The sequence below is a fragment of the Pseudomonas sp. FIP_A4 genome (assembly GCF_036701605.1).
GTDB classification, from domain to species: domain Bacteria; phylum Pseudomonadota; class Gammaproteobacteria; order Pseudomonadales; family Pseudomonadaceae; genus Stutzerimonas; species Stutzerimonas phenolilytica.
In genome coordinates this window covers 37,865-60,718 of sequence record NZ_JAYDXP010000103.1, presented here as the reverse complement: position 1 = coordinate 60,718, position 22,854 = coordinate 37,865, and the positions used below count along the sequence as shown (strand labels likewise).

The window sequence follows — 22,854 nt, the reverse complement described above, 5'->3', positions numbered from 1 at the left end:
GCTCGGCGCCAACGACGTGGTCAACCCGGCGGCCAAGACCGATCCGAAGTCGCCGATCGCCGGCATGCCGATCCTCGAGGCGTACAAGGCCAAGACGGTCATCGTCAACAAGCGCTCCATGGCCAGCGGCTATGCCGGCCTCGACAACGAGCTGTTCTACATGGACAAGACCATGATGGTCTTCGGCGACGCCAAGAAGGTGGTCGAGGACATGGTCAAGGCCGTGGAGTGATCGCCTCGCGCTGAAACGAAAAAACCCCTCCCGGCCATGCCGCGAGGGGTTTTTCTTTGCCTGTAGCGAAGGGTCAGACACTGAAGCCGAACACCTCACCCAGATGCCGCCGATAGCGCTCGACATCCGCCTCGACCTGCGGCCGCTTCATCACGTCGACACAGAGGAAGGTTGGCAGGCCCTGCATGCCGAGAAACTCGTTGGCCTTGTGGAACGGCAGGTAGACCGCATCCACGCCCTTGCCGGCGAAGAAGTCGCTGGGGTCGTCGAAGGCCTGCTGCGGCGCGTTCCAGGTGGCGGAAATCATGTAGCGCTTGCCCTGCAGCAGGCCGCCGCTGCCGTACTTCTGCGACGCGTCCCAGCGGGTGCGACCGTCGTTGGCGTAGAGGCTGCCGTGGCCGGCGGTGAACACTTCGTCCAGGTACTTCTTCACCGTCCAGGGCGCGCCCATCCACCAGCCGGGCATCTGATAGATCAGCGCATCCGCCCAGAGAATCTTCTCGACTTCCTGCTGCACGTCGTAGCCGGCGTCGATCTCGGTGGTGCGCACCTCGAAGCCGGCCGCCGTCAGGGTTTCGAGTGCGGCGTGATGCAGCGTGGCGTTGTAGCGGCCGGCCGAATGGGCGAACGCCTTGCCGCCGTTGAGTAGCAGAATCTTCTTCATGGAGAGGCCTCGGGAACGGATTGGCGCGCAGCTTACTCATCCCCGCGCACCGCACCCAGATCGGAACGGGCAAATGATTTGTGCGTATCCGTCACGAATCTCCAAGCTATTGGTGGCGAACTACACAGCTTTCGCCACCGGCGGCGACTCCGGCCGCGCCGCATAACGCTGAGCGAGCACCGCGCAGACCATCAGCTGGATCTGGTGGAACAGCATCAGCGGCAGGATCAGCGTGCCCAGCGCGCCGCCGGCGAACAGCACCTGCGCCATCGGAATGCCAGTCGCCATGCTCTTCTTCGAGCCGGCGAAGAGGATGGTGATCCGGTCCTCCAGATCGAAGCCCAGCCCGCGCGCGATCAGCCAGGTGATACCCAGCGCCAGCGCCAGCAACAGGCAGCAGGCCAGCACCAGGCCGAGCAGCTGTGGCAGCGGCACCTCCTGCCAGATGCCCTCGACCACCGCGTGGCTGAACGCGGTGTAGACCACCAGCAGGATCGAACTCTGGTCGACGTTCTTCAGCCAGCCCTTGTTGCGCGCCACCCAGTCGCCGATCCAGCGCCGCGCGAACTGCCCGGCGATGAACGGCAGCAGCAGCTGCACGACGATCTTGCCGATGGCATCCAGTGTCGAGCCGCCATCGCCCTGCGCGCCCATCAGCAGCAGCACCAGCAACGGGGTGAGGAAGATGCCGATCAGGCTGGAGGCCGCCGCGCTGCACACCGCCGCGGCAATGTTGCCGCGCGCCAGCGAGGTGAAGGCGATAGCCGATTGCACCGTGGCCGGCAGCGCGCACAGGTAGAGCATGCCCAGATACAGCTCCGGGCCGATCAGCGGCGTCAGCAGCGGTCGCAGCGCCAGGCCGAGCAACGGGAACAGCACGAAGGTGCAGCCGAACACCAGCAGGTGCAGGCGCCAGTGCCCCAGTCCCGCGAGGATCGCCGGCCCCGACAGCTTGGCGCCATGCATGAAGAACAGCAGGCCGATGGCCAGGTTGGTGATCCACTCGAACACCGCTACGCCCTGTCCGCGCGCCGGCAGCAACGTGGCGAGGGCCACCGCGCCAAGCAGGGCAAGGGTGAAGTTGTCCGGTAACAGGCGGGGTCTGGCCATGTGTGCTCCTGAGGACGGTGACTTGCGACGGATTGAGCGCGAGTCTACTGTCGTCTCGGATATCCGACTAACGCCATCGAGCCAGCTAATGTCGACAAACGGACAGACCATCCTGCCGCAACGCCCCATCCCGACGATGGCGTCCCTGCCGCGCCCGCTATTCGCCCGCAGTGAATCGCTGGCCGAGCGCACCACCACGCCGCGCCACAGTCATCCGTGGGCCCAGCTGTCCTACGCCACCAGCGGCGTGTTGCGGGTACACACCGAGCGGCGCCGTTTTCTCGCGCCGCCGCAGCGCGCCATCCTGGTGCCGCCGGGGCTGCTGCACGAGGTGGTGAGTTCGCCACGTACCGAAATGCGCAGCCTGTACATCGATTACCGCGCCGTGTCCTGGGCGCCGCCGCATTGCCAGGTGCTGGCGGTCGGCCCGCTGCTGCGCGAGCTGATCCGCGCGTTCGGCGAACTGCCGGTGGAGTACGACGAGCAGGGCGCCGACGGGCGTCTGGCCGCGGTGCTGCTGGACCAGCTGCGCGCCGCACCGGAGATCGGCTATTCGCTGCCATGGCCCGGCGACGCGCGGCTGCGGCAGCTCTGCGAGGCGCTCTACGCGCAGCCCGACCTGCCGCTCGGCCTGGCGCAGTGGAGCGAGCGCCTGCAGGTGTCGGAGAAGACCCTGACGCGCCGGTTCCAGCGCGATACCGGCCTCAGCTTCCGCGCCTGGCGCCAGCGCCTGCGCCTGCTCAGCGCGCTACCGCTGCTGGAACAGGGCGAGGCGGTCACCGAGGTCGCGCTCGCCTGCGGCTACGATTCCACCTCGGCCTTCATCGCCGCCTTCCGCCTGCACTTCGGCGCCACCCCGGGCGCCGTGGCGCGACCACGACGCGATTAGCGCACGACGAACAGTTGCACCACCGGGCAGCGGTACAGTTTGCCGCGCGCCGCGACTGCACCGGCACAATTGTCTTTCCCTGTGGCTGCCGCGCCGGCGTGACGCGCGCCATCCTGTCTCCCCAGACATCAGCCCCCGCCAGCCGGGAAGGAGAGGCCTCATGGACCGCGCCGCGCCTCGCACCCTCGTCATCATCACCCCGTCCGTAGCCTGGCTTGCGCGCCTGCCGCACACGCTGCGGCTGTGGCAGCAACGCGCGCGTAGCCGCCGTCAGCTGGCACAGCTGGACGCCCGACTGCTGGCGGATGCCGGCATCAGCCCCAGCGAACGCCAGGAAGAGCTGCGCCGGCCGTTCTGGCGCTGAACGCCCAGACGCGGATCGCACGATCCGCTTTGCAGGCCGCGACCGGGCGCCTATGCTGCGCCCAGCCGGCCGCGGGGCGGAACATGCTGCAAGCGGTACGGTCTAGTGCGAACATCTGGAGACTTCGTCATGCACCGCTACCTGCTCCCCTTCTGCGCCGCCGGCCTGCTGCTGGCCGGCAACGCCTCGGCCGCCAGCTTCACCGGCACCACCGACATGGTGGTCGGCGGTCTGATCAACACCGTCGATGCGACCTCCGACCTGACCTCCTCGCTGCGCGACGACAAGCTCGTGCTGGATGCCCGCGACGACGCGGCGCGCTTCGTCGCCAGCCAGGGTGAGCTGAGCGGTGCGCATCTGGAGGCCGCGCTGCTGCACATCCGCGCACAGCAACCGCAACTGGGCGCCAGCGACCTGCAACTGGCTGAGGCGATCCTCGCGCTGTGAGGCGATCGCGGCGGACGCTGGCCCTGAGACCGGCGTTTCGCTAGCCTTGGCGCCGTTTTTTTGCTGCCAGGGTTCCCATGCGTTCGTTGCACCTCGTATTCGCCATCGCCTGCTGCGCCGCCGGCCCCGCGCTGGCACTGGACACCACCATCGCCGGCGTCGCGAAGACCACCTTCGTCGCCAGCCAGCTGACCAGTGCACCGTTCGACAACAAGCTGGTCGCCGCCGCCCGCGACGATGCTGCCAGCTTCGTCGGCAGTGGCGGCCAGATCCGCAGCGCGCGCCTGCAGGCGGCGCTGCACTGGCTGCGCGAGCAGCACCCCGGCCTGCCCGCCAGCGATCTGCAGCTGGCCGAGGCCATCCTCGTTCAATGATCCGGCGCCCGATGCCGTCATCGCGCATCGCCCGCCCCAGCCATGAGACTCGCACCATGCACAGACTGTCGATTGCCCTCCCCCTCGCCCTGGCGCTATGCGCCGGCGCCGCCCAGGCCCAGACGCTGGTGGCAACCAGCAACATCGTGGTGCGCGCGCTGGATCGCAGCCTCGATTTCACCTCCGACACCACCACCTCGATCCGCGACATGAAGGTGGTGGTCGAAGCCCGCGACGAGGCCGCCAGCTTCGTCGCCAGCGAAGGCGAGATCCGCGGCGCCCGCCTGGAAGCCGCGCTCGGCTCGCTGCGCAGCGAATTCCCGGCGGCCCGCGACGCCAGCGATCTGGCCCTGGCCGAAGCCATCCTCGCCCTGTGATTCGCGCCTGGCTGCTGGCGAGCTGCCTGGGCCTGGCCGCCACCGCCCAGGCCGACCTGCGTCTGACGCTGGATGCCACCGCCCTGCAGGCCAGCGAACGCCAGGCCAGCCAGGCGCTGCTGGACGAGGCGCTGGCCGCGCTGCCGCCGCGCCTGCTCCAGCGGCTGGATCGCGACGTGCAGGTGGTGTGGCAGGACGGGCTGCCAACGCAAGCCTACGGTCGCGCCGGTGGCGATCGCCTCGAACTCAATCGACGACTGCTGCCGGCCCTCGTCGACGGCTCCGCCGCCAGCCAGCGTACCGGGCGTACGCACGGCACGGTTCGCCGCGAACTGCTCGCCACCGTCATCCACGAAATCGCCCACCTCTACGATCGCGCCCGCCTGTGGTCGCCCGACCAGCATCTTCTGCAGGCGCAGTGCCGCCAGCGCGTCGGCAGTCTCGGCGCGGTCGGTCTGCCGGACGACTGCCGTGGCCAGGAGCGGCGCCGCTTCACCCTCAGCGACGAACCGCGCCTGCTCGACCTCGCCGGCTGGCCGCAGCGGGTCGGCCGCCGCGGCGCGCGCGAACTGACCAACGCTCAGGTCGCACGCAGCCCGGATCGCTACGAGCTGAGCAATCCGCGCGAGTTTGTCGCGGTCAATCTCGAATATTTTCTGCTTGACCCCAGCTACGCCTGCCGCCGCCCCTCGCTGCAGCGCTACTTCAGCGCGCACTTCGGCTGGACACCGGCGTCCACGGCCGATTGCGCGCCGGGCTATCCGTTTCTCAATGCCGGCCGAGACTTCGGCCGCACACCGTTGCTGACGCTCGATCCGGCGCGGGTCTTTGAGGTCGACTACCTGTTCGCCGAAGCCAACGACGCCTGGGTCAGCCGCTGGGGTCACAGCATGCTACGTCTGGTGATCTGCGCGCCCGGCCGCACGCCCGGACCGGATTGCCGGCTGGATCTGGAACATCATCTGGTGCTGTCTTTCCGCGCCTTCGTCGATGATGTGCAGCTGTCCAGTTGGGATGGCCTGACCGGCGCCTACCCCTCGCGGCTGTTCATCCTGCCGCTGGGCCAGGTGATCGACGAATACACCAAGGTGGAGCTGCGCAGCCTCGCCTCGGTACCGCTGAAGCTACGCCGCGAGGAGATTCGCCAGCTGGTCGAGCGCAGCGCCGAGCTGCACTGGAGCTACGACGGCGACTACTACTTCCTCTCCAACAACTGTGCGGTCGAAACCCTCAAGTTGCTGCGCGGCGGCACCGCGCGCGACGAGCTGCGCGCACTGGACAGCATCATGCCCAACGGCCTGCTGGAGGTGTTGATCCACCGCGGCCTCGCCGATGCCAGCGTACTCGACGACCCTCGCGAAGCGCTGCGTCTGGGCTATCGCTTCGACTCCTACCGCGACCGCTATCAGGCGATGTTCGTCGTACTCAAGGAACGCCTCGGCCTGCCGCAAAACAGCGTTGAACAATGGCTGGAGCTCGACGCGGCCAAGCGCCGGCCGTGGATCGAACGCGCCGACCTGCGCGCCGCCGCCGCGCTGCTGCTGGTCGAGCAGGCCGCCCTGCGCAAGCAGTTGCTGCTGGCCCAGGACGAACTGAAGAACCGCTACCTCGGTGGTCGCGGTCAGGACGCCCGGCTCGACAAGGCTGACGGCGCGCTGCAGGAAATCCTCGCCAGCAGCGGCTACCTCAGCCGCCCGGCCGAACTGCTCGACGGCGACGGCTACGGCCTGCCACAGGCCAGCGAGTGGCGCCGCCTGGAGCGCGAGAGCGAACAGCGCCAGCTGCGCCTGAACCAGCTAAGCGAAGAACTCGACCGCGAAGTGCGCGTACTGCTCGGAGACGAGCGGCGGAAGGAACTGGAAGCGATCGAAGCCAACCTGACGCAGATCGGGGAGCACCTGCGCGGGCTGCATAAGGCTGGAGGTGGGTTGGAATTGCCGTGAGGCCCCTACAGCTGCTGCGCTGAGCCCATGCCATCTAGGCGCTGCACCAAGCTAACCTTGGAGAGCCACAGCATCGTCGCCGCCCTTGCGGGCGACCTGGATGCCCCTGGCCTGCTGGCTACGGTAGTAGTCCTCGATGCTAAGGCTTGCATCGATTCTGGCGCGCAGGGTGCAGGGGTGTTGCTGCCAAGGGTGGCTGGCCAGCTTCTCCCGCAACGCCCTGGAAGCGGAGTTGCGCTTCCAGCCTTCGAGTGTACGGTCGCGCCAGTAGCGCTCGGGGCGGCCGATGGCGGCATCATGGGCAGCAGTAACCGGGTCGAGGTGGCGGCTCTGCTCCAGCACGGGCAGGTCGGGTAACGGCTGCTCGACATCCATATAGCGCTGCAAGGTATCCCAGAAGGCGTATAGGTTGGCTTTGTCGAGCCCGAGGCTATGCATCTTCATGCCCAAGCAGACCTTGGTGTCGGTGTAGCGGTGATGCAGCCAGAGCACGTAGTCATGCCCACCATGGGGCGTGACCTGCAGTTGCATGACCGGATCGAACTCGTAGAAGGGCGCAACGAAGGGAGAGCGGAAGCGCCTGCCGATGCGCAGCATGCCGTCACGCCGGTTGAAGCCGCTGCCGTCGTGGGTGTAGATCAAAGAGTACAGGCCGATCAGCAGGTCGACACCGATAGCTGCCATGAACAGCAGAACCGCTCCAAACCAGAATGCGGTTTGTTCACTCCAGAAACCCCAGAGTGCACCTTGATCCCAGGCAATACTTCCAGCGGTGATTATTGTTAGCGCCCCCCAAAGTATATAGGCCAGCCAGGGCCTTGATGAACTATAGACAATCAAGTTCACAAACATCAGGGCAACTCCAAATATCGGAATGATCATGGAGTCATAAATTACCGAAACTTCCACAACCCATGGAAAAAAAAACAAAGTTATACAACAAAGTCTCGATACAAATAAAAAACTCAATAGTTTGCCACTATTTTCGAAGTTCCAACGCTCTGCATCGCAATAAATATGTTGTTTACGTTTCTCCTTTGCTTGCCGCTCATAAGTCAGATGGGCCTCTCCCATAAGCTGACCTTCGATTTCGGATATCGAGTCCAGATTGGCGTAATGCCCCCATTTCAAGGCGGTGTCGAACAGGCCTTGCTTATCGCGAATAGGTGGCGGTAGTGAGGGCAATGTTTGGCCGCAATAGGCAGCAGGGCCGTAAGTTTTAATCGTCATACCTTGAATTCCTGGATTTCAACCTGCCAGTAAGGTGCATCATCAGGTTGAGTGTTCGGAGCGGGCGGTCGAGAAAAGGCGGGCTGATAGGGACGCCAGGTTTTCGGACTGGGTTGTGGCAGCACCAATTCATCGGATCGGTCGGACGCCTTGGCGAGACGGAACTGGCCAAAAACCTTGAGGCGCTGGGTGATTTTCTGAGCGTGACGTTGCAATGGCGTTTGAGTCATCACGGGAAACTGCTTCGGCAGAATATAGAGCACCGAAGTATTGTCCAAAGGGTGTCCCGTCAACTTCGCCTCGTTGATCGTACGTTGCTCAAGGCGTTCTACGTTGAAGACTCCCGTGAATGGGAGGGCCGCCACTTCTTCCCTGGCGTAGAACTGAAAATGCTGGGCATCGAACATTCCTAGCAGCGGCGAATGGACACGTACCGCCCAGTCTTCACGCTCGAAAGGTTGCGCCGATGCGCGGCGGCATTCCAAACCGGTGTTCAGTGGGGCCCGTTGCCCGTTGAGGGTGCCGAGGCGAGAGCGCACGCTACGGGGTGCTTGGTCGAGCCAATCACCTAGGCGGCTGACCTGAATCACGGGCCTGCCGAGAATGCCGATCAGTTGCTGGTAGGCAGCTTTCGGATCGCTGAGATGGGCAAAGCGCTGGTCGTCACCGAATACCTTGTCGAGCATGCTTGTCTGGCCATGATCCCTGCCAAATGGACCGTTCTTCATTAGGGCCTCGATATCGCTGTCGACCAGCCAGCCCGCCACAATGTTGCCGCCTATGAATAGCATCGCTCCTGCTACCAGCACCACAGGGTTGATGCACATACCCAAGGCGTAGGCCGTCCAGGCTGCGCCACCTGCAGCCGCTACGCCATAGACCAAAGCGGCATCGCGATCACCCTGGTTCCAGGCGCGCTTGGCGTCCCAGACGGTAATCAGCGTTGTCACAAGCATGGCCCCGCCCGAAAGAGCACGCAGTATGGGCAACCGCGGGTTGCCCGTTTGCTCGGTCAGATTTATGGCCCAGCGGGTGGAAAACCTATAAACGTCGACACGAGGCTTGTTTAGCAATGTCACGAGCTGGTGTTCGCCGCCAAGAACAAATTTGGAAAGATTTCCCGAGGCAACCATAAGATCTGCTGCTGCTGATGCATAACCTGCCACATAGCGGCGTCGGCCATCCCCCACTTCCCTTTGCAAACTCTTCATCCCCTCAACCTGCACATTCAGGTTGTACATGGCGCAAGCCACTGCAACCAGTGGCATAGAGGGCGACCGCGCAGCAGTATCGAGTTTGTTGGCAACCGCATGTTTCCAGGCACTGTACTTGGCCACTTCCGGGTGATCGGCAGGCGCCGCAATGATTACTCCTGAGCCATGATTTGGCAGTCCATGGCCTACCTGGCGAGGGCTGGTGGAAGCGACGACCTGTCCCTGAGGGTTGTTGATGTTCAGATATAGATAGTTCTTGCGAGTGATCGCCGCACGCTCGGAAACGGTCAGGCCATTTCTAAGGCCTTCTCCTTGAATACCAAGAATCCTGAGGTTCGCAGCCTGAGCCTGTGACTCGGTGACCAGCTGTATACCGTGCCAGCTAGGGGAGAGCTTATCGAGCACACCGAGCGTCGGCCCAAATAGGCGGTTGAACCGAATCGCTACCGTTACATCGGCGGCATTCAGACGCTGAATCTGGGTCAGCACGGCCATGGAGAAGGTGGTCGTGAAATCGTCGATCAGCGAGTGCAGGTTCTTGTAGATCAACCCCTTGTCCGCATCCTGCGGATCGATGTTGGCAACGTGCAGAAGGCTGCTCATGCCCAGACGTTGCGGGTCGGGTTCACGCTTCTTCGCAGCCAGGGCGACAAGTCGGTTCACGGGCTCAGGCAGCGCGCCATCCGCTTTTGCCAAAAATGGCTGGGTAATAGGGTGATGTCCGCTCAGGAGTCGATCACTCAGTTGAGCGATGCGGCCTTGCAAGGCGTTGCTGCTGCCCGCTTGGGCTAAGGCATCTATGTGTTCCGGCAGCTTCCCCAGCGTGGTGAATATTTCGCTGAACAGTAGATAGGGTTCTAACAGGCGTTCATCGTGCGTGTATTGCCAATCCCACAGACTTGCAGCCAGCGGCACATCCGATATCAGATCGGTGACGCGCTGAAGTTGCGAGGCAAGATGGTTTCGGGCCACCTTGCGCTCCCCGTCGAACACGGTGTCCTGAAGCTGCTCAAGATGAAGGTGTTTCTTGAGCTTACCCAGCGGGCTGCTAGGGCTCTGCAGAACCGAACTGTATAGCGCATGGGCGTATTGACCATTCGGACGATGCGGCACCAATGCATTGAGGGTAAGCAGGTAGGATTCCGCCAGGCGTGCTTGCGCGCAGGCGTGTCTGAGCGCGAACAGAGGATCATCGAGCATGAGCCCGACCAGCCTGGGATAGGAGCGCAGATTGCGGTCTACAAGCACATCCTTGCCGGCCTCCAATGTTGGCAGCGGCTGCGGGGGTTGGCTCTGTGTCGCGGCAGCAAGCTCCTCCAGGCGCATCTGCATGCGGCTGCTCATTTCGTTCGATGGGAGACTGCCAAGGCTGGGCGTGAACAGGGAGGGGTCACCCAGCAAACTTTCGATACTGAAATCCCGTGGCCTGTAGCCCTCTGTCTGGGCACCGATCACGACTGCCGGCATCGCTTGCGTCGGGCGCCATTGTCCTTGGCCGACGACGGCCGCTGACCAAGCGAACCCCACATTCTGCGCACGGCTCTTGATTCTGTTCTGGTCAGCCTCCAGCCATTGGATGTATTCCCACGTCCAGGGCTTTTCGCTGTAGGCCATCAGGTAGTTGTTGGCGACGGATTGTCCCTGTACCAGTATCGGGATCAACAGAATCTGCTGTTGCTTGCCAACGGATCGACGATCATCGGCAGAAGCCTTGTTCTCGGCCCGCTTGCGCCAATGAGCAAGATCGACATCCTTCATGTTGCCCCGGCCGTCGCATAGCACTTCGCGCCAGAGCTTGCCGCTCTGAAATACGTAGATACGACCAGAGCGCGGGAGCGCTCCCTTGGGGGTTTCGTTATAGGCGTTGTGACCAGGAAGTCTGGCCAGCGGCATTACCGCCAGAAGCGTGTTCTGCTGAATGTTCTCTTCTTCATCATGGCTGCGCATGTCCACGGCAATGGGCAAAGAAAGCTCACCACCGTCCTCCCGCTCGATGCTCAGTGCGAGTCTCTTGCGTTGAGCGTCGTCATACTGGGTTCGTTTGCGAACGCCCTGATCAATGGGGTGATCCATCAATTCGCTCATGCGCCTTCCTCCGGGTCGAGCAACTTGACTTGCCCGCCTTGCTCCGGGTCACCCCATACGTCCACGATCAGTTGCTGCGACCCCTTGCCCCCCTTTTCTGAAGGTAGAGACGGTAGGTTGGTGGTGGCAGTACCGGTTTTCTCGCCCACCGGTGCGGTATCTGCTGGTTTGGGCAAGTCAGGTGATATCGGCGCCGCGCCCGCCCCGCTCCCCGACGTACCGCCCGAATTCACCCTGACCACTGGCCCCACCAACGTCACGCCCCCTGCGTCGAGCTTCACGAAGCTGCCGCCTGCCTTGAAGGTGAGTTCGCTGCCAGCCTCCAGGACGACTTTTAGGCCGCTAGAGAGGTGGATTTCCTGGCCCGCTTCGACAAACTGGCCGCTGCCGATCTTCAGGTGCTGGCTGTTGCCCACGGTCAGATGGTCGCTGGCGCGGACTTCGCTCTTGCGGTCGGCGTGGGTGGTGCGGTGTTCTTCGGCCCTGAACTCGCTGTAGCTGCTGGCTTCCACGGTGTCGTGGCGCTCGTGGCCGACGCGGATCTTCTGGTCGTGCTCGATGTTCTCGTCCCAGTCGCGCTGGGCGTGGAGGTAGATCTGCTCGGCGCCCTTGCGGTCTTCGGTGCGCAGTTCGTTGTAGCCGCCACCGCCCGGGCTGCTCAGGGTCTTGAACACCGTGCGGGTCTTGTTGGCCGGCAGGTCGTAGGGGACCTGATGCTCCTTGTGGTACAGGCAGCCGGTCACCAGCGGTTGATCGGGATCGCCTTCGAGGAAAGTCACCAGCACTTCCATGCCGACCCGCGGGATGGCGATACCGCCGTAGCGGTCGCCGGCCCAGCTGGAGCTGACGCGCAACCAGCAGCTGGTCTTGTCGTCGGCCTGGCCGTGGCGGTCCCAGTGGAACTGGACCTTCACCCGGCCGTACTCGTCGCAGTGGATTTCTTCGCCGACGGGGCCGGTGACCTCGGCGGTCTGGCTGCCGAGGATCCTGGGTTTCGGATGGCGAAGGGCCGGGCGGAAGGGGATGTCCCAAGGCGTGGCGCTGAAGCGGTTGCGGTAGCCCTGGACGAAACCGTCACCGCTATCGACATAACTGGTGACCGACTCCTCCAGCACCTGCGGCTGCTTGCCTTCGTGCAGCACTTCGTTAAGCAGCCAGAGCTGGTTCCAGTCGTTGCAGGGGTGTTCGGTGAGCGGGAGGAAATGCCCGCTCACCAGCCTCGGCTGGTCGCTTTCGCCTTCGGCCAGTTCGTAATCGTGGCGGTGGCGCTCCAAGGCGCGTTGCGACAGGTGCTTGCCGCGGGCGCGCTCGGTGAAGCGGCCTGGGTAGTCATAGTCCTCGAGAGCGGGTTGGAAGTCGCTATGGAAAGCGGCCTCCATGGTCAGACGCGGCTTCTCAAAGTCGTAATCGCGGCGCGTGACGCGACTGGTGCGGGTTTCCAGACGCAGGCCAAAGCGCTTGATCACCGGCTGGTCGGCGACCAGACCGCTGTCCTGCTGATAGGCAGTTGTGGCGAGCTTGTGAAAGACCGTCTGATCGTCGCCGAACACCAGCACATGTCCATCTGCGCTGTGCTGGAAGTGATAGTGGATACCCTCCTCCTCGCACAGGCGTTGGATGAAGTGCAGGTCGGATTCATCGTATTGCACGCAGTACTCGCGCGGCGGGTAGATCACCGGACCGAGCTGGAAGCGATAGGCGTCGGCCTGAATGCCGTGTTCCTCGAGCACTTTGGCAACGATATGCGGCACGCTCAGATGCTGGAAGATGCGCTGGTTGGTGCGATGGGCGAGGTAGGCCAGCTGCGGCACGAGCGTCAACCGATAGCGGGTCAGACGTTTGCCGGATTCACCCTGGCCGGCCTGATATACCAAGCCGTGAATGCCGCTGCCATCCGGAGCGAAGGCGAGAAAGGCCGGGCGGTGCAGTAGGCTTTCCAGCTCCAGATCGGGGCGTTCGCTGACCAGCTCCAGCTCGAAGCGATAGGGCTGACTGATGGCCTCGCGGCCTTGGAATTCGAGCACCTTGAAGTCGTGCGCGAAACCGTCAAACGTGAGGCTGAAATGGGCCTGGTTGGCTGGGGCGAACATCCATGTTCCTCCTGTTCAGTCCATGTATCGGCGCAGGGGCGCTGCGGAGCGTCGATGTAGCACAGACCGGCCGCTCGGCAACGCGCGCCTTACGCATTCCGCAACGGCAACGTCGGATTCTGTTCGGTGCTTCGCAAAAAGACGTTCGGCCAGGCGAGCCTGGCCGAAGCGGGACCGCGGCGAATCAGCCGGCGATCGGGGTGCGCCAGTCGTCGGAGCCGGAGGTGCCGGAAACTTCGTGGGTCCAGACGATCTTGCGGTAGGTGAAGTACACGTCTTCCAGATGGGTGAAATGCGACATGTTCGGGTCCTGGCAGTTGGGCATGCGCGACTGCACGTCGACGATCACCGCGTCTTCCAGTTCGATGGTGAAGTAGTGTTCCTGGGTGCCGGTAGACGAGGTGCGGTACCACTCCAGACGGCACTTGTTCAGGCGCTCGCCGGAAGTCAGGGCGTTGAAGATCAGCGGCGACGACTTGTCGAACACCTTGGTGATCATCAGCGGCTTGTGCACGCGCTGTCCGGTCGGCTGGCCCGACTGCGGGTCACGCGGAATGATGACCTGGTGCTGGAAAGCCTGGACCAGAATCTGATCTTCGTGGCCTTCCTGGAAAATGTTACCCACCGAGTCCTCGGTGAAGGTGCCGGCAGTGATCAGGCCTTGCTTGGTGCCTTCCAGGGACAGGTACGCGGGTGTTGGCATGGGTGCTCTCCTTGCTGAATGAAATGCCGTAGTTGGCAACTTGTGTTGTTACAAGCACCATGCCAAAACTATAAATTTGTTTAAATTCAAATAGTTACATATCGACCAGTGGAAAACCGCGCGTCCGAGCGGAAGCACATCACAGAAAGCTGCGCAGGATCTGGCGCAGCCGTAAGGAAAGCTTGCGCAACGGCGCGCGCGTTGCGTACCGCAAGCGCTACACAGGCCTTTCCACAGAGTTATCCACAGAGGAGTGCGCCACTTCTTGCGCAGATGAATGACGACGCGAAGGTTTTTTCAAGGCAAAAAAAAACCTCGAACTTCATTGGGGGAGGGGGAAGTTCGAGGTCCAAATCCGGACCGCTAGGGCGGGGTCCAGAGATCTGCCAACACTTAACACAACAAGGAGCATTGAAGGGCTTTTACACCCTTCGCATGCATTGACCATCGGGTTCCGCAATTGGTTCCACGGGCCGCGAAAAAAACTCAATGCGCCTCGTCCCAGTTGGCGCCGACGCCCGCCTCGACCAGCAGCGGCACGTCCAGATCGGCGGCCGCGCTCATCAGCGGGCCGATGCGCTCGCGCAACGTCTCGACCTGATCCTCACGGACCTCAAGTACCAGTTCGTCGTGAACCTGCAGGATGATGCGCGCGTCCAGCCCCGAGTCCTGCAGCCAGGCGTCGACGGCGACCATCGCGCGCTTGATGATGTCCGCCGCGGTGCCCTGCATCGGCGCGTTGATCGCAGTGCGTTCGGCTGCCTTGCGCATGGCGCCGTTCTTCGAGTGGATTTCCGGCAGGTACAGGCGTCGGCCGAACAGCGTCTCGACGAAGCCCTGCTCGGCGGCCTGGGCGCGGGTGCGTTCCATATAGGCGAGCACACCGGGGTAGCGGGCGAAATAGCGGTCGATGTACTCCTGCGCCTCCTTGCGGCCGACGCCGATCTGCTTGGCCAGGCCGAAGGCGCTCATGCCGTAGATCAGACCGAAGTTGATCGCCTTGGCGCTGCGCCGCTGGTCGCTGCTGACCTGCTCCAGCGGCACGCCGAACACCTCCGCGGCAGTGGCGCGGTGCACGTCCAGGCCGTTGCGGAACGCATCCAGCAGGCCGGCATCCTGGGCCAGGTGCGCCATGATGCGCAGTTCGATCTGCGAGTAGTCCGCCGCCAGCAGCCGGTAGCCGGGCGCCGCGATGAAGGCCTGACGGATGCGCCGGCCCTCCGCGGTGCGGATCGGGATGTTCTGCAGGTTCGGGTCGGAGGACGACAACCGCCCGGTCGCAGTGACCGCCTGGTGGTAGCTGGTATGGATGCGCCCGGTGCGCGGGTTGATCTGCTGCGGCAGCTTGTCGGTGTAGGTGCCCTTGAGCTTGCTCAGGCTGCGGTGCTGCATGATCACCTTGGGCAGCGGGTAGTCCTGCTCGGCCAGCTCGGCCAGCACGCTTTCGGCGGTGGACGGCTGGCCGCCGGCGGTCTTGGACAGCACCGGGCAACCGAGCTTGTCATAGAGGATCGCGCAGAGCTGCTTGGGCGAGCCGAGGTTGAACTCCTCGCCGGCGATGGCGAAGGCTTCGCGCTCCAGCTCGACCATCTTCTCGCCGAGTTCGACGCTCTGCTGGCCGAGCAGCTGCGCATCGACCAGCGCGCCGTTGCGCTCGATGCGCGCCAGCACCGGCACCAGCGGCATCTCGATCTCGGTCAGCACCTTGAGCAGCGACGGCGTCTGCTCCAGCTTGCCGAGCAGGGTCCGGTGCAGGCGCAGGGTGACGTCGGCATCCTCGGCGGCATAGGGGCCGGCCTGCTCGATGGCGATCTGGTCGAAGGTCAGCTGCTTGGCGCCTTTGCCGGCAATGTCCTCGAAGCGGATGGTGCCGCGGCCGAGGTACTTGAGCGCCAGGCTGTCCATGTCGTGGCGGGTGGCGGTGGCGTCCAGCACATAGGATTCGAGCATGGTGTCGAAGGCCATGCCGCGCATCTCGACGCCGTAGTGCATCAGCACGTTCATGTCGTACTTGCCGTGCTGGCAGATTTTCGGTTTCGCCGGGTCTTCCAGCAGCGGCTTGAGCGCAGCGAGCACGGCGTCGCGCTCGAGCTGCTGCGGCACGCCCATATAGCTATGGCACAGCGGCACGTAGGCCGCCTTGCCGGCCTCGATGGCGAACGACAGCCCAACCAGCTCGGCACGCTGGGCGTCGATGCTGGTGGTTTCGGTATCGAAGGCGAAGCAGCTGGCGGTTCGCAGGCGCGCCAGCCAGCGATCGAAGTCGGCCTGTTCGAGCAGCGTCTCGTAGTCGGCTTCGGCCTGGATCGAGCAGTTCTCCGGCGCCACCTCGCAGTTCTCGCCCGCGGCCTTGGCCTCGCGCAGCAGGTCGTCGAGCCAGTTCTTGAATTCCAGTTCGCGATACAGCGCGATCAGCGCCTCGCGGTGTGGCTCGCCGGGCATCAGGTCGCAGACCTCGACGTCCAGCGCGACGTCGAGCTTGATCGTCGCCAGTTCGTAGGACATGAACGCCGCATCGCGATGCTCGGCGAGCTTGGCGCCCAGCGTCTTGGCACCGCGAATCGGCAGCGCCGCGACCTGATCGAGGTTGTCGTAGAGGCCCTTCAAGCCGCCCTCGATACCATTGAGCAGCCCGCAGGCGGTCTTCTCGCCCACGCCCGGCACGCCGGGAATGTTGTCGACCTTGTCGCCCATCAGCGCGAGGAAATCGATGATCAGCTCCGGGCCGACGCCGAACTTGGTCTTCACACCCTCGATGTCGTAGACGCTGCCGGTCATGGTGTTGACCAGGGTGACATGCGGGCAGACCAGCTGCGCCATGTCCTTGTCGCCGGTGGAGATCACCACGTCGCGACCGAGCGCCGCGCATTGCCGGGCCAGAGTGCCGATCACGTCGTCGGCCTCGACGCCATCGACGTTCAGCAGCGGCAGGCCAAGGGCGCGCACGGCCGCATGCAGCGGTTCGATCTGCACCCGCAAGTCATCCGGCATCGGCGGGCGGTGGGATTTGTAGTGCTCGAACAGTTCGTCGCGGAAGGTCGGCCCCTTGGCGTCGAATACCACGGCGAACGGGCTGTCCGGGTACTGCTTGCGCAACGCCAGCAGCATGTTCAGCACGCCTTTCACCGCGCCGGTCGGTTTGCCGGTGGAGGTGGTCAGCGGCGGCAGCGCATGGAAGGCGCGGTAGAGGTAGGACGAACCGTCCACCAGGACGAGGGGCGCTTGGCTCATGAGCGGAATAACCTTTTCGGCGGGCCCGGCGCTAGAATGCACAGGACCACTTATCGACAAAGGGACAAGGTTATCATGCGCGCTCTCAAACCCCTGATGCTGGCCGCCCTGCTGGCGTGCGTGCCTCTGACCGGTTTTGCCCAGGAGTCGGTCGACGGCGAGCCGGACGTGACCATCCGCCAGGAGGGTGACCGCACCGTCGAGGAGTACCGCGTCAACGGCTTCCTCTATGCGGTCAAGGTGACGCCCAAGCATGGCAAGCCGTACTTCCTGGTGCGCGCCGACGGCAACGACGGCAATTTCGTGCGCGCCGACCAGCCGGACATGCTGATTCCCGCCTGGAAGATCTTCAGCTGGTAAGCCGTCGGGAGGCCTGACATGTCGGTATTCACCCCCCTGCAGCGCGACGAGCTGGAAGCCTTTCTGGCGCCGTACCGGCTCGGCCGGCTGCGTGACTTCCAGGGGATCGCCGCCGGCAGCGAGAACAGCAACTTCTTCGTCAGTCTCGAGCAGGGCGAATACGTGCTGACGCTGATCGAGCGCGGCCCGACGCAGGATCTGCCGTTCTTCATCGAGCTGCTCGAGCGCCTGCACCGCGCCGGTCTGCCGGTGCCCTACGCCCTGCACAGCGAAGACGGCAAAGCGCTGCGCGAGCTGGCCGGCAAGCCCGCGCTGCTGCAGCCGCGCCTGGCCGGCAGGCATGTGATCGAGCCCAACCCGCATCACTGCGCAGAGGTCGGCCGCCTGCTGGCACGCCTGCATCTGGCGACCCGCGAGCAGATTCTCGAGCGCGCCAGCGACCGCGGGCTGGACTGGATGCAGGAACAAGGCCCGAGCCTGGCGCTGAACCTGCCCGAGAACCAACTGCCGCTGCTGCGCGATGGCCTGGCGGAAATCGCCGAGCTGCGCCCCAAGCTCCTCGCCCTGCCGCGTGCCAACCTGCATGCCGACCTGTTCCGCGACAACGTGCTGTTCGAAGGCAGCCACCTGACCGGGGTGATCGACTTCTACAACGCCTGCTCCGGGCCGATGCTCTACGACCTCGCCATCGCCGTGAACGACTGGTGTTCGCACCCCAATGGCGAGATCGATCCCGAACGCAGCGAGCCGCTGCTGGCCGCCTATTCCGCGCTGCGCCGCTTCACCCCGGCCGAAGCCGAGCTGTGGCAGCCGATGCTGCGTGTCGCCTGCGTGCGCTTCTGGCTGTCGCGCCTGATCGCGGCACAACACTTCGAGGGCACGCCCGACGTGCAGGTGAAGGACCCGGGCGAATTTCATCGCCTGCTGGTCGCACGCCAGCAGCCGGCGAGTGTCCTACCTTTTGCCTTCTGACGACGCGACCGCGCGGTCGAGTATCGGGCCACGCCCGGGTAAGATGGCGCTCTTTTTCCAGCGGCAACGCTGATACCTGCGGTCCGGACCGACGCTGAGCGTCGCCGGCCGCCCGCTCTTTTGCGCCTAGCGGCGCCCCACTCTTGCGCTGCGGCCGAGCATCGCCGTTCGGTGCAGCGCCTTCAGGGAACGACGAATGACCCAACGCCATGTAATCAATGCCTCGGTCAGCCCCAAGGGCAGCCTGGAAACCCTCTCGCAGCGCGAAGTCCAGCACCTGAGCGAAGTCGGCGCCGGGCGTGCGCACAAGCTGTTTCGCCAGTGCGCATTGGCCATCCTCAATACCGGCGCGCGCATCGACAATGCCAAGACCATCCTCGAGGCCTATGCCGACTTCGAGGTAGAAATCCGTCAGCAGGATCGCGGCGTGCGCCTGGAGCTGTTCAACGCCCCGGCCGATGCCTTCGTCGATGGCGAGATGATCGCCAGCACCCGTGAAATGCTGTTCAGCGCGCTGCGCGACATCGTCTACACCGAGAGCGAGCTGGGCAACGCCCGCATCGACCTGAGCACCTCGCAGGGCATCACCGACTACGTGTTCCACCTGCTGCGCAACGCCCGCACGCTGCGCCCGGGCGTCGAGCCGAACATGGTGGTGTGCTGGGGCGGCCACTCGATCAGCCTGGAGGAATACAAATACAGCAAGCGCGTCGGCCACGAGCTGGGCCTGCGCAGTCTGCACGTCTGCACCGGCTGCGGGCCGGGCGTGATGAAAGGCCCGATGAAGGGCGCGGCAATCGGCCATGCCAAGCAGCGCCTGACCGGCAGCCGCTTCGTCGGCCTCACCGAACCGGGCATCATCGCCGCCGAGGCGCCGAACCCGATCGTCAACGAGCTGGTGATCCTGCCGGACATCGAGAAGCGCCTGGAAGCCTTCGTGCGCGTCGGCCACGGCATCATCATCTTCCCCGGCGGCGTCGGCACCGCCGAAGAATTTCTCTACCTGCTCGGCATCCTGCTGCATCCGGCCAACCGCGAGCTGCCCTTCCCCGTCGTACTCACCGGCCCGCGCGAGGCGGCGCCGTACTTGCAACAGCTGCACGCATTCGTCGGCGCCACCCTCGGCGAGCAGGCGCAGAGCCGTTACCAGGTGGTGATCGACGATCCGAGCGAAGTGGCGCGATTGATGGTCGCCGGTATGCACGAGGTGCGCCGCTTCCGCCGCGAGCGCAACGATGCCTTCCATTTCAACTGGCTGCTGAAGATCGACGAGAGCTTCCAGCACCCGTTCGACCCTACCCACGAAGCGATGGCCAGCCTGCAGCTGCGCCGCGCGCTGCCGCCCCACGAGCTGGCCGCCAACCTGCGCCGCGCGTTTTCCGGCATCGTCGCCGGCAACGTCAAGGACAAGGGCATTCGCCGCATCGAACAGCACGGCCGCTACCAGATTCACGGCGACGCCTGCATCATGCAGCCGCTGGACGAGTTGCTGCAGGCCTTTGTCGAGCAGCACCGCATGAAGCTGCCGGGCAGCGCGGCCTACGAGCCGTGCTACAACGTGGTGAGCTGAGCGCCACACCAACAAAAAGCCCGGGGCATCGACCCCGGGCTTTTTTGTCAGGCGCAGCGTTCGACCGGCGAACTCAGCCGCACTTGGAATGGCCGCAGTTGAGGCACGTGGCGCAACCGTCCATCTGCACCACCGCCTGGGTATTGCACTTGTTGCACAACTGCGCACCCGCCGGGAAACCCTCGCCCGGCTCGACCGCCACCGCGCCCTGGCTGGCCTCGTAGGCGGCACGCTTCTCCGCCAGGTACCTAAGCTGGGTTTCGTCCAGCGCCTGGCCTTCCATCATGCCGATGGCGATCAGATGGCGCTCCAGCACCGCGCCGATCTCGGCGACGATGGACGGCATGTAGACGCCGCCCTTCTTCAGGTAGCCGCCGCGCGGATCGAAAACCGCCTTGAGCTCTTCGACGAGGAAGGTGCAGTCGCCGCCCTTGCGGAACACCGCGGACATGATCCGGGTGAGCGCGACGATCCACTGGAAGTGGTCCATGTTCTTCGAATTGATGAAGATCTCGAACGGCCGGCGCTGCTCGTGCGGCGTACCGGCGTTGAGCACGATGTCGTTCACGGTGACGTACAGCGCGTGCTCGAACAACGGCGACTTGATCTTGTAGGTCATGCCGATGAGGGTTTCCGGACGCTGCAGGCTCTCGTCCATCTCCACTACCTTGACGGGCTTGGCCGCCTTGCTATCGGTGGCAGGCGCGGGCGCGGCGGGACGTTCGAGGGTCTCGTCGACGACCTTGAAGCCCTTGATGCGCTGGGTGATCTTTACGGTCATTGGTGCGGTCTCTCCTGCCGGGCGGCGTTGGCGGCCCGGCGACTATTCAGTTGGCGGCTCGGCTCAGTACTTGCCGTAATAGCCTTCCTTGAGGGCATCGAACAGGTTGGCGGCGGTATTCACCTCGCCGTCGTATTCCACTTCCTGATTACCTTTGAGTTCGACCACGCTGCCGTCCTCGAGGGTGAAGCGATACAGGGTTTTCTCCAGATCGGCTTCCTTGACCAGCACGCCCTGGAATGCCGCCGGGTTGAAGCGGAAGGTGGTGCAACCCTTCAGGCCCTGACGCCAGGCGTAGCGGTAGATGTCCTTGAACGACTCGAACGGATAGTCGGTCGGCACGTTGGCGGTCTTGGAGATCGACGAGTCGACCCACTTCTGCGCCGCAGCCTGGATGTCGACATGCTGGGTCGGAGTAACGTCGTCGGCGGTGATGAAGTAGTCCGGCAGCTTCTCGCCCGGCTCGTCGGAGCCCGGCTTGGCGCGCTCGTTGATCAGCGTGCGATAGGCCAGCAGCTCGTAGCTGTAAACCTCGATCTTTTCCTTGGCCTTGCGCCCGGTGCGGATCAGGTTGCGCGAGTAGTGATGCGCGAAGCTCGGCTCGATGCCGTTGGAGGCATTGTTGGCCAGACTCAGGCTGATGGTGCCGGTCGGCGCGATGGAGCTGTGGTGAGTGAAGCGCGCGCCTTCGGTGGCCAGCGCCTCGATCAGCTCGGGGGCGTACTCGGCAATCTTCTGCATGTAGCGCGAATACTTGGCGTGCAGCACGCGGCCGGCCACCTGATCACCGACCTTGTAGCCATCACGGGCCATTTCCGGACGCTTGCGCAGCATCTCCGCGGTGACCGTGAAGGTTTCGCTCAGCAGCGGAGCCGGACCCTTCTCGCGGGACAGTTCGAGCGCCTGTTCCCAGCCGACGAGCGCCATCTCGCGCGCAACTTCTTCGGTGAACACGCAGGCTTCCGGGCTGCCATAGCGCAACTTGAGCAGCGTCAGCGTCGAACCGAGGCCGAGGAAACCCATGCCGTGGCGGCGCTTGGTCTCGATCTCGTGGCGCTGCTGCTCCAGCGGCAGGCCGTTGATTTCGACGACGTTGTCCAGCATGCGCGTGAAGATGCGCACAACTTCGCGGTACTTGTCCCAGTCGAAGCGTGCTTCGGCGCCGAACGGGTCGATGACGAAGCTGGTCAGGTTGACCGAACCCAGCAGGCAGGAGCCGTACGGCGGCAGCGGCTGTTCGCCACAGGGGTTGGTGGCGCGGATCGCCTCGCACCACCAGTTGTTGTTCAGCTGGTTGACGCGGTCGATAAGGATGAAGCCCGGCTCGGCGTAGTCATAGGTGGAGACCATGATCATGTCCCACAGATGCCGCGCCTTGACCCGCCCGTAGATCTTGCAGGCGACCAGGCCGTCATCGCGCACGATGTAGTTGTCGTGCACCGGCCATTCGCGCCAGAGCACGTGCTCGGCGTCGCTCAGGTCCAGCTCGGCGGCTTCCTTGGCATGCACCGGGAACACCAGCGGCCACTCGCCGTCGGCTTCCACCGCCTGCATGAACTCGTCGGTGATCAGCAGGCTGAGGTTGAACTGGCGCAGCCGGCCGTCCTCGCGCTTGGCGCGGATGAACTCGCGCACGTCCGGATGACCGACCTCGAAGGTGCCCATCTGCGCCCCGCGACGGCCACCGGCGGAGCTGACGGTGAAGCACATCTTGTCGAAGATATCCATGAACGACAGCGGGCCGCTGGTGTGCGCGCCCGCACCGGAGACGAACGATCCGCGCGGGCGCAGCGTGCTGAATTCGTAGCCGATGCCGCAGCCGGCCTTCAGCGTCAGCCCGGCCTCATGGACCTTGCCGAGGATGTCGTCCATCGAGTCGGTGATGGTGCCCGAGACGGTGCAGTTGATGGTCGAAGTCGCCGGCTTGTAGTCCTGCGCGCCGGCGTTGGAAATGATCCGCCCGGCCGGTATGGCGCCGTTGCGCAGCGCCCAGAGGAAGCGCTCATGCCAGTGCTCGCGCTGCTCGGCCGGCTCGACATCGGCCAGGGCACGGGCGACGCGCTGCCACGTGGCGTCGACGTTGTCGTCGACCGGCGTGCCGTCCTTGTTGGTCAGGCGATATTTCTGCGCCCAGATATCTTCGGAGGCCACCTGCAGGGGGATGCTGGAGGTGATTTTGCTCTCTGCCGCGACCGGCCCACCCGTCTTCGCCATGCGC

At 64.2% G+C, this 22,854-nt stretch carries 19 protein-coding genes; 10 read left to right on the top strand and 9 right to left on the bottom strand.

From position 1 onward, the window contains the following. The coding region (locus U8L64_RS01920) for an NAD(P)(+) transhydrogenase (Re/Si-specific) subunit beta (RefSeq protein WP_333392721.1) at nt 1–232 on the top strand (232 nt) is incomplete at its 5' end. A 73-nt stretch (nt 233–305) separates the two neighbouring features. Here the strand turns inward: U8L64_RS01920 and U8L64_RS01915 are convergent. Beyond that, nucleotides 306–896: an NAD(P)H-dependent oxidoreductase gene (locus U8L64_RS01915; RefSeq protein ID WP_333393538.1), complete on the bottom strand. Its 591-nt coding sequence runs from the start codon at nt 894–896 to the stop codon at nt 306–308. 120 nt (nt 897–1,016) lie between these two features. Continuing rightward, a complete protein-coding gene (locus U8L64_RS01910) occupies nt 1,017–2,006 on the bottom strand; it encodes a bile acid:sodium symporter family protein (RefSeq protein ID WP_077682406.1) in 990 nt (329 codons plus the stop codon). Nucleotides 2,007–2,094: 88 nt separating this feature from the next. On the opposite strand from U8L64_RS01910, the gene U8L64_RS01905 reads away from it, so the two are divergent. The 6 genes from U8L64_RS01905 (at nt 2,095) to U8L64_RS01880 (ending at nt 6,400) form a co-directional block, all read left to right on the top strand. Further along, nucleotides 2,095–2,895, top strand: a complete 801-nt coding sequence (locus U8L64_RS01905) for an AraC family transcriptional regulator (protein WP_333393535.1) — start codon at nt 2,095–2,097, stop codon at nt 2,893–2,895. Between the two features lie 160 nt (nt 2,896–3,055). Then, the gene (locus U8L64_RS01900) at nt 3,056–3,259 is read left to right on the top strand and encodes a DUF1127 domain-containing protein (protein ID WP_043294869.1); all 204 of its coding nucleotides are present in this window, start codon (nt 3,056–3,058) and stop codon (nt 3,257–3,259) included. Between the two features lie 129 nt (nt 3,260–3,388). Further along, on the top strand, nt 3,389–3,706 hold the full coding sequence (locus U8L64_RS01895; RefSeq protein WP_333393532.1) for a DUF2388 domain-containing protein: 318 nt from the start codon (nt 3,389–3,391) through the stop codon (nt 3,704–3,706). 77 nt (nt 3,707–3,783) lie between these two features. After that, complete coding sequence (locus tag U8L64_RS01890; protein WP_043294871.1) at nt 3,784–4,080, top strand: DUF2388 domain-containing protein; 297 nt, start codon at nt 3,784–3,786, stop codon at nt 4,078–4,080. Between the two features lie 56 nt (nt 4,081–4,136). Then, nucleotides 4,137–4,457 carry a DUF2388 domain-containing protein gene (locus U8L64_RS01885; protein WP_043294872.1) on the top strand — a complete coding sequence of 107 codons (321 nt, stop codon included), beginning with the start codon at nt 4,137–4,139 and terminating at the stop codon, nt 4,455–4,457. Beyond that, on the top strand, nt 4,454–6,400 hold the full coding sequence (locus U8L64_RS01880; RefSeq protein ID WP_333393529.1) for a DUF7844 domain-containing protein: 1,947 nt from the start codon (nt 4,454–4,456) through the stop codon (nt 6,398–6,400). The genes U8L64_RS01885 and U8L64_RS01880 overlap by 4 nt, the downstream gene beginning before the upstream one ends. 51 nt (nt 6,401–6,451) lie before the next feature. Here the strand turns inward: U8L64_RS01880 and U8L64_RS01875 are convergent, their stop codons facing one another. From U8L64_RS01875 to polA, 5 genes are all read right to left on the bottom strand, one after another. Further along, the gene (locus tag U8L64_RS01875) at nt 6,452–7,084 is read right to left on the bottom strand and encodes a hypothetical protein (protein ID WP_043294874.1); all 633 of its coding nucleotides are present in this window, start codon (nt 7,082–7,084) and stop codon (nt 6,452–6,454) included. 542 nt (nt 7,085–7,626) lie between these two features. Next, entirely contained in the window at nt 7,627–10,929 is a 3,303-nt protein-coding gene (locus tag U8L64_RS01870; RefSeq protein WP_333393527.1) for a hypothetical protein, read from the bottom strand. Then, nucleotides 10,926–13,019 (bottom strand): type VI secretion system Vgr family protein, encoded by a 2,094-nt coding sequence (gene tssI / locus U8L64_RS01865; RefSeq protein WP_333393525.1) that lies wholly within the window; start codon nt 13,017–13,019, stop codon nt 10,926–10,928. Before tssI ends, U8L64_RS01870 begins: the two co-directional genes overlap by 4 nt. A 184-nt stretch (nt 13,020–13,203) precedes the next feature. After that, nucleotides 13,204–13,722, bottom strand: a complete 519-nt coding sequence (locus U8L64_RS01860) for an Hcp family type VI secretion system effector (protein ID WP_003286458.1) — start codon at nt 13,720–13,722, stop codon at nt 13,204–13,206. Between the two features lie 486 nt (nt 13,723–14,208). Continuing rightward, nucleotides 14,209–16,953: a DNA polymerase I gene (gene polA, locus U8L64_RS01855; protein WP_333393507.1), complete on the bottom strand. Its 2,745-nt coding sequence runs from the start codon at nt 16,951–16,953 to the stop codon at nt 14,209–14,211. Nucleotides 16,954–17,028: 75 nt separating this feature from the next. On the opposite strand from polA, the gene U8L64_RS01850 reads away from it, so the two are divergent. The 3 genes from U8L64_RS01850 (at nt 17,029) to ppnN (ending at nt 19,855) form a co-directional block, all read left to right on the top strand. Continuing rightward, on the top strand, nt 17,029–17,313 hold the full coding sequence (locus U8L64_RS01850) for a DUF2782 domain-containing protein (protein ID WP_008567973.1): 285 nt from the start codon (nt 17,029–17,031) through the stop codon (nt 17,311–17,313). Between the two features lie 18 nt (nt 17,314–17,331). Beyond that, the gene (locus U8L64_RS01845; RefSeq protein ID WP_077682399.1) at nt 17,332–18,285 is read left to right on the top strand and encodes a homoserine kinase; all 954 of its coding nucleotides are present in this window, start codon (nt 17,332–17,334) and stop codon (nt 18,283–18,285) included. Nucleotides 18,286–18,481: 196 nt separating this feature from the next. Next, on the top strand, nt 18,482–19,855 hold the full coding sequence (gene ppnN, locus U8L64_RS01840) for a nucleotide 5'-monophosphate nucleosidase PpnN (RefSeq protein ID WP_043294880.1): 1,374 nt from the start codon (nt 18,482–18,484) through the stop codon (nt 19,853–19,855). Nucleotides 19,856–19,928: 73 nt separating this feature from the next. Here ppnN and U8L64_RS01835 read toward each other — a convergent pair whose 3' ends face one another. Next, nucleotides 19,929–20,636 carry a TSCPD domain-containing protein gene (locus U8L64_RS01835; RefSeq protein WP_333393501.1) on the bottom strand — a complete coding sequence of 236 codons (708 nt, stop codon included), beginning with the start codon at nt 20,634–20,636 and terminating at the stop codon, nt 19,929–19,931. Between the two features lie 63 nt (nt 20,637–20,699). Continuing rightward, complete coding sequence (locus U8L64_RS01830) at nt 20,700–22,850, bottom strand: adenosylcobalamin-dependent ribonucleoside-diphosphate reductase (RefSeq protein WP_138300760.1); 2,151 nt, start codon at nt 22,848–22,850, stop codon at nt 20,700–20,702. Between the last annotated feature and the right edge of the window lie 4 nt (nt 22,851–22,854).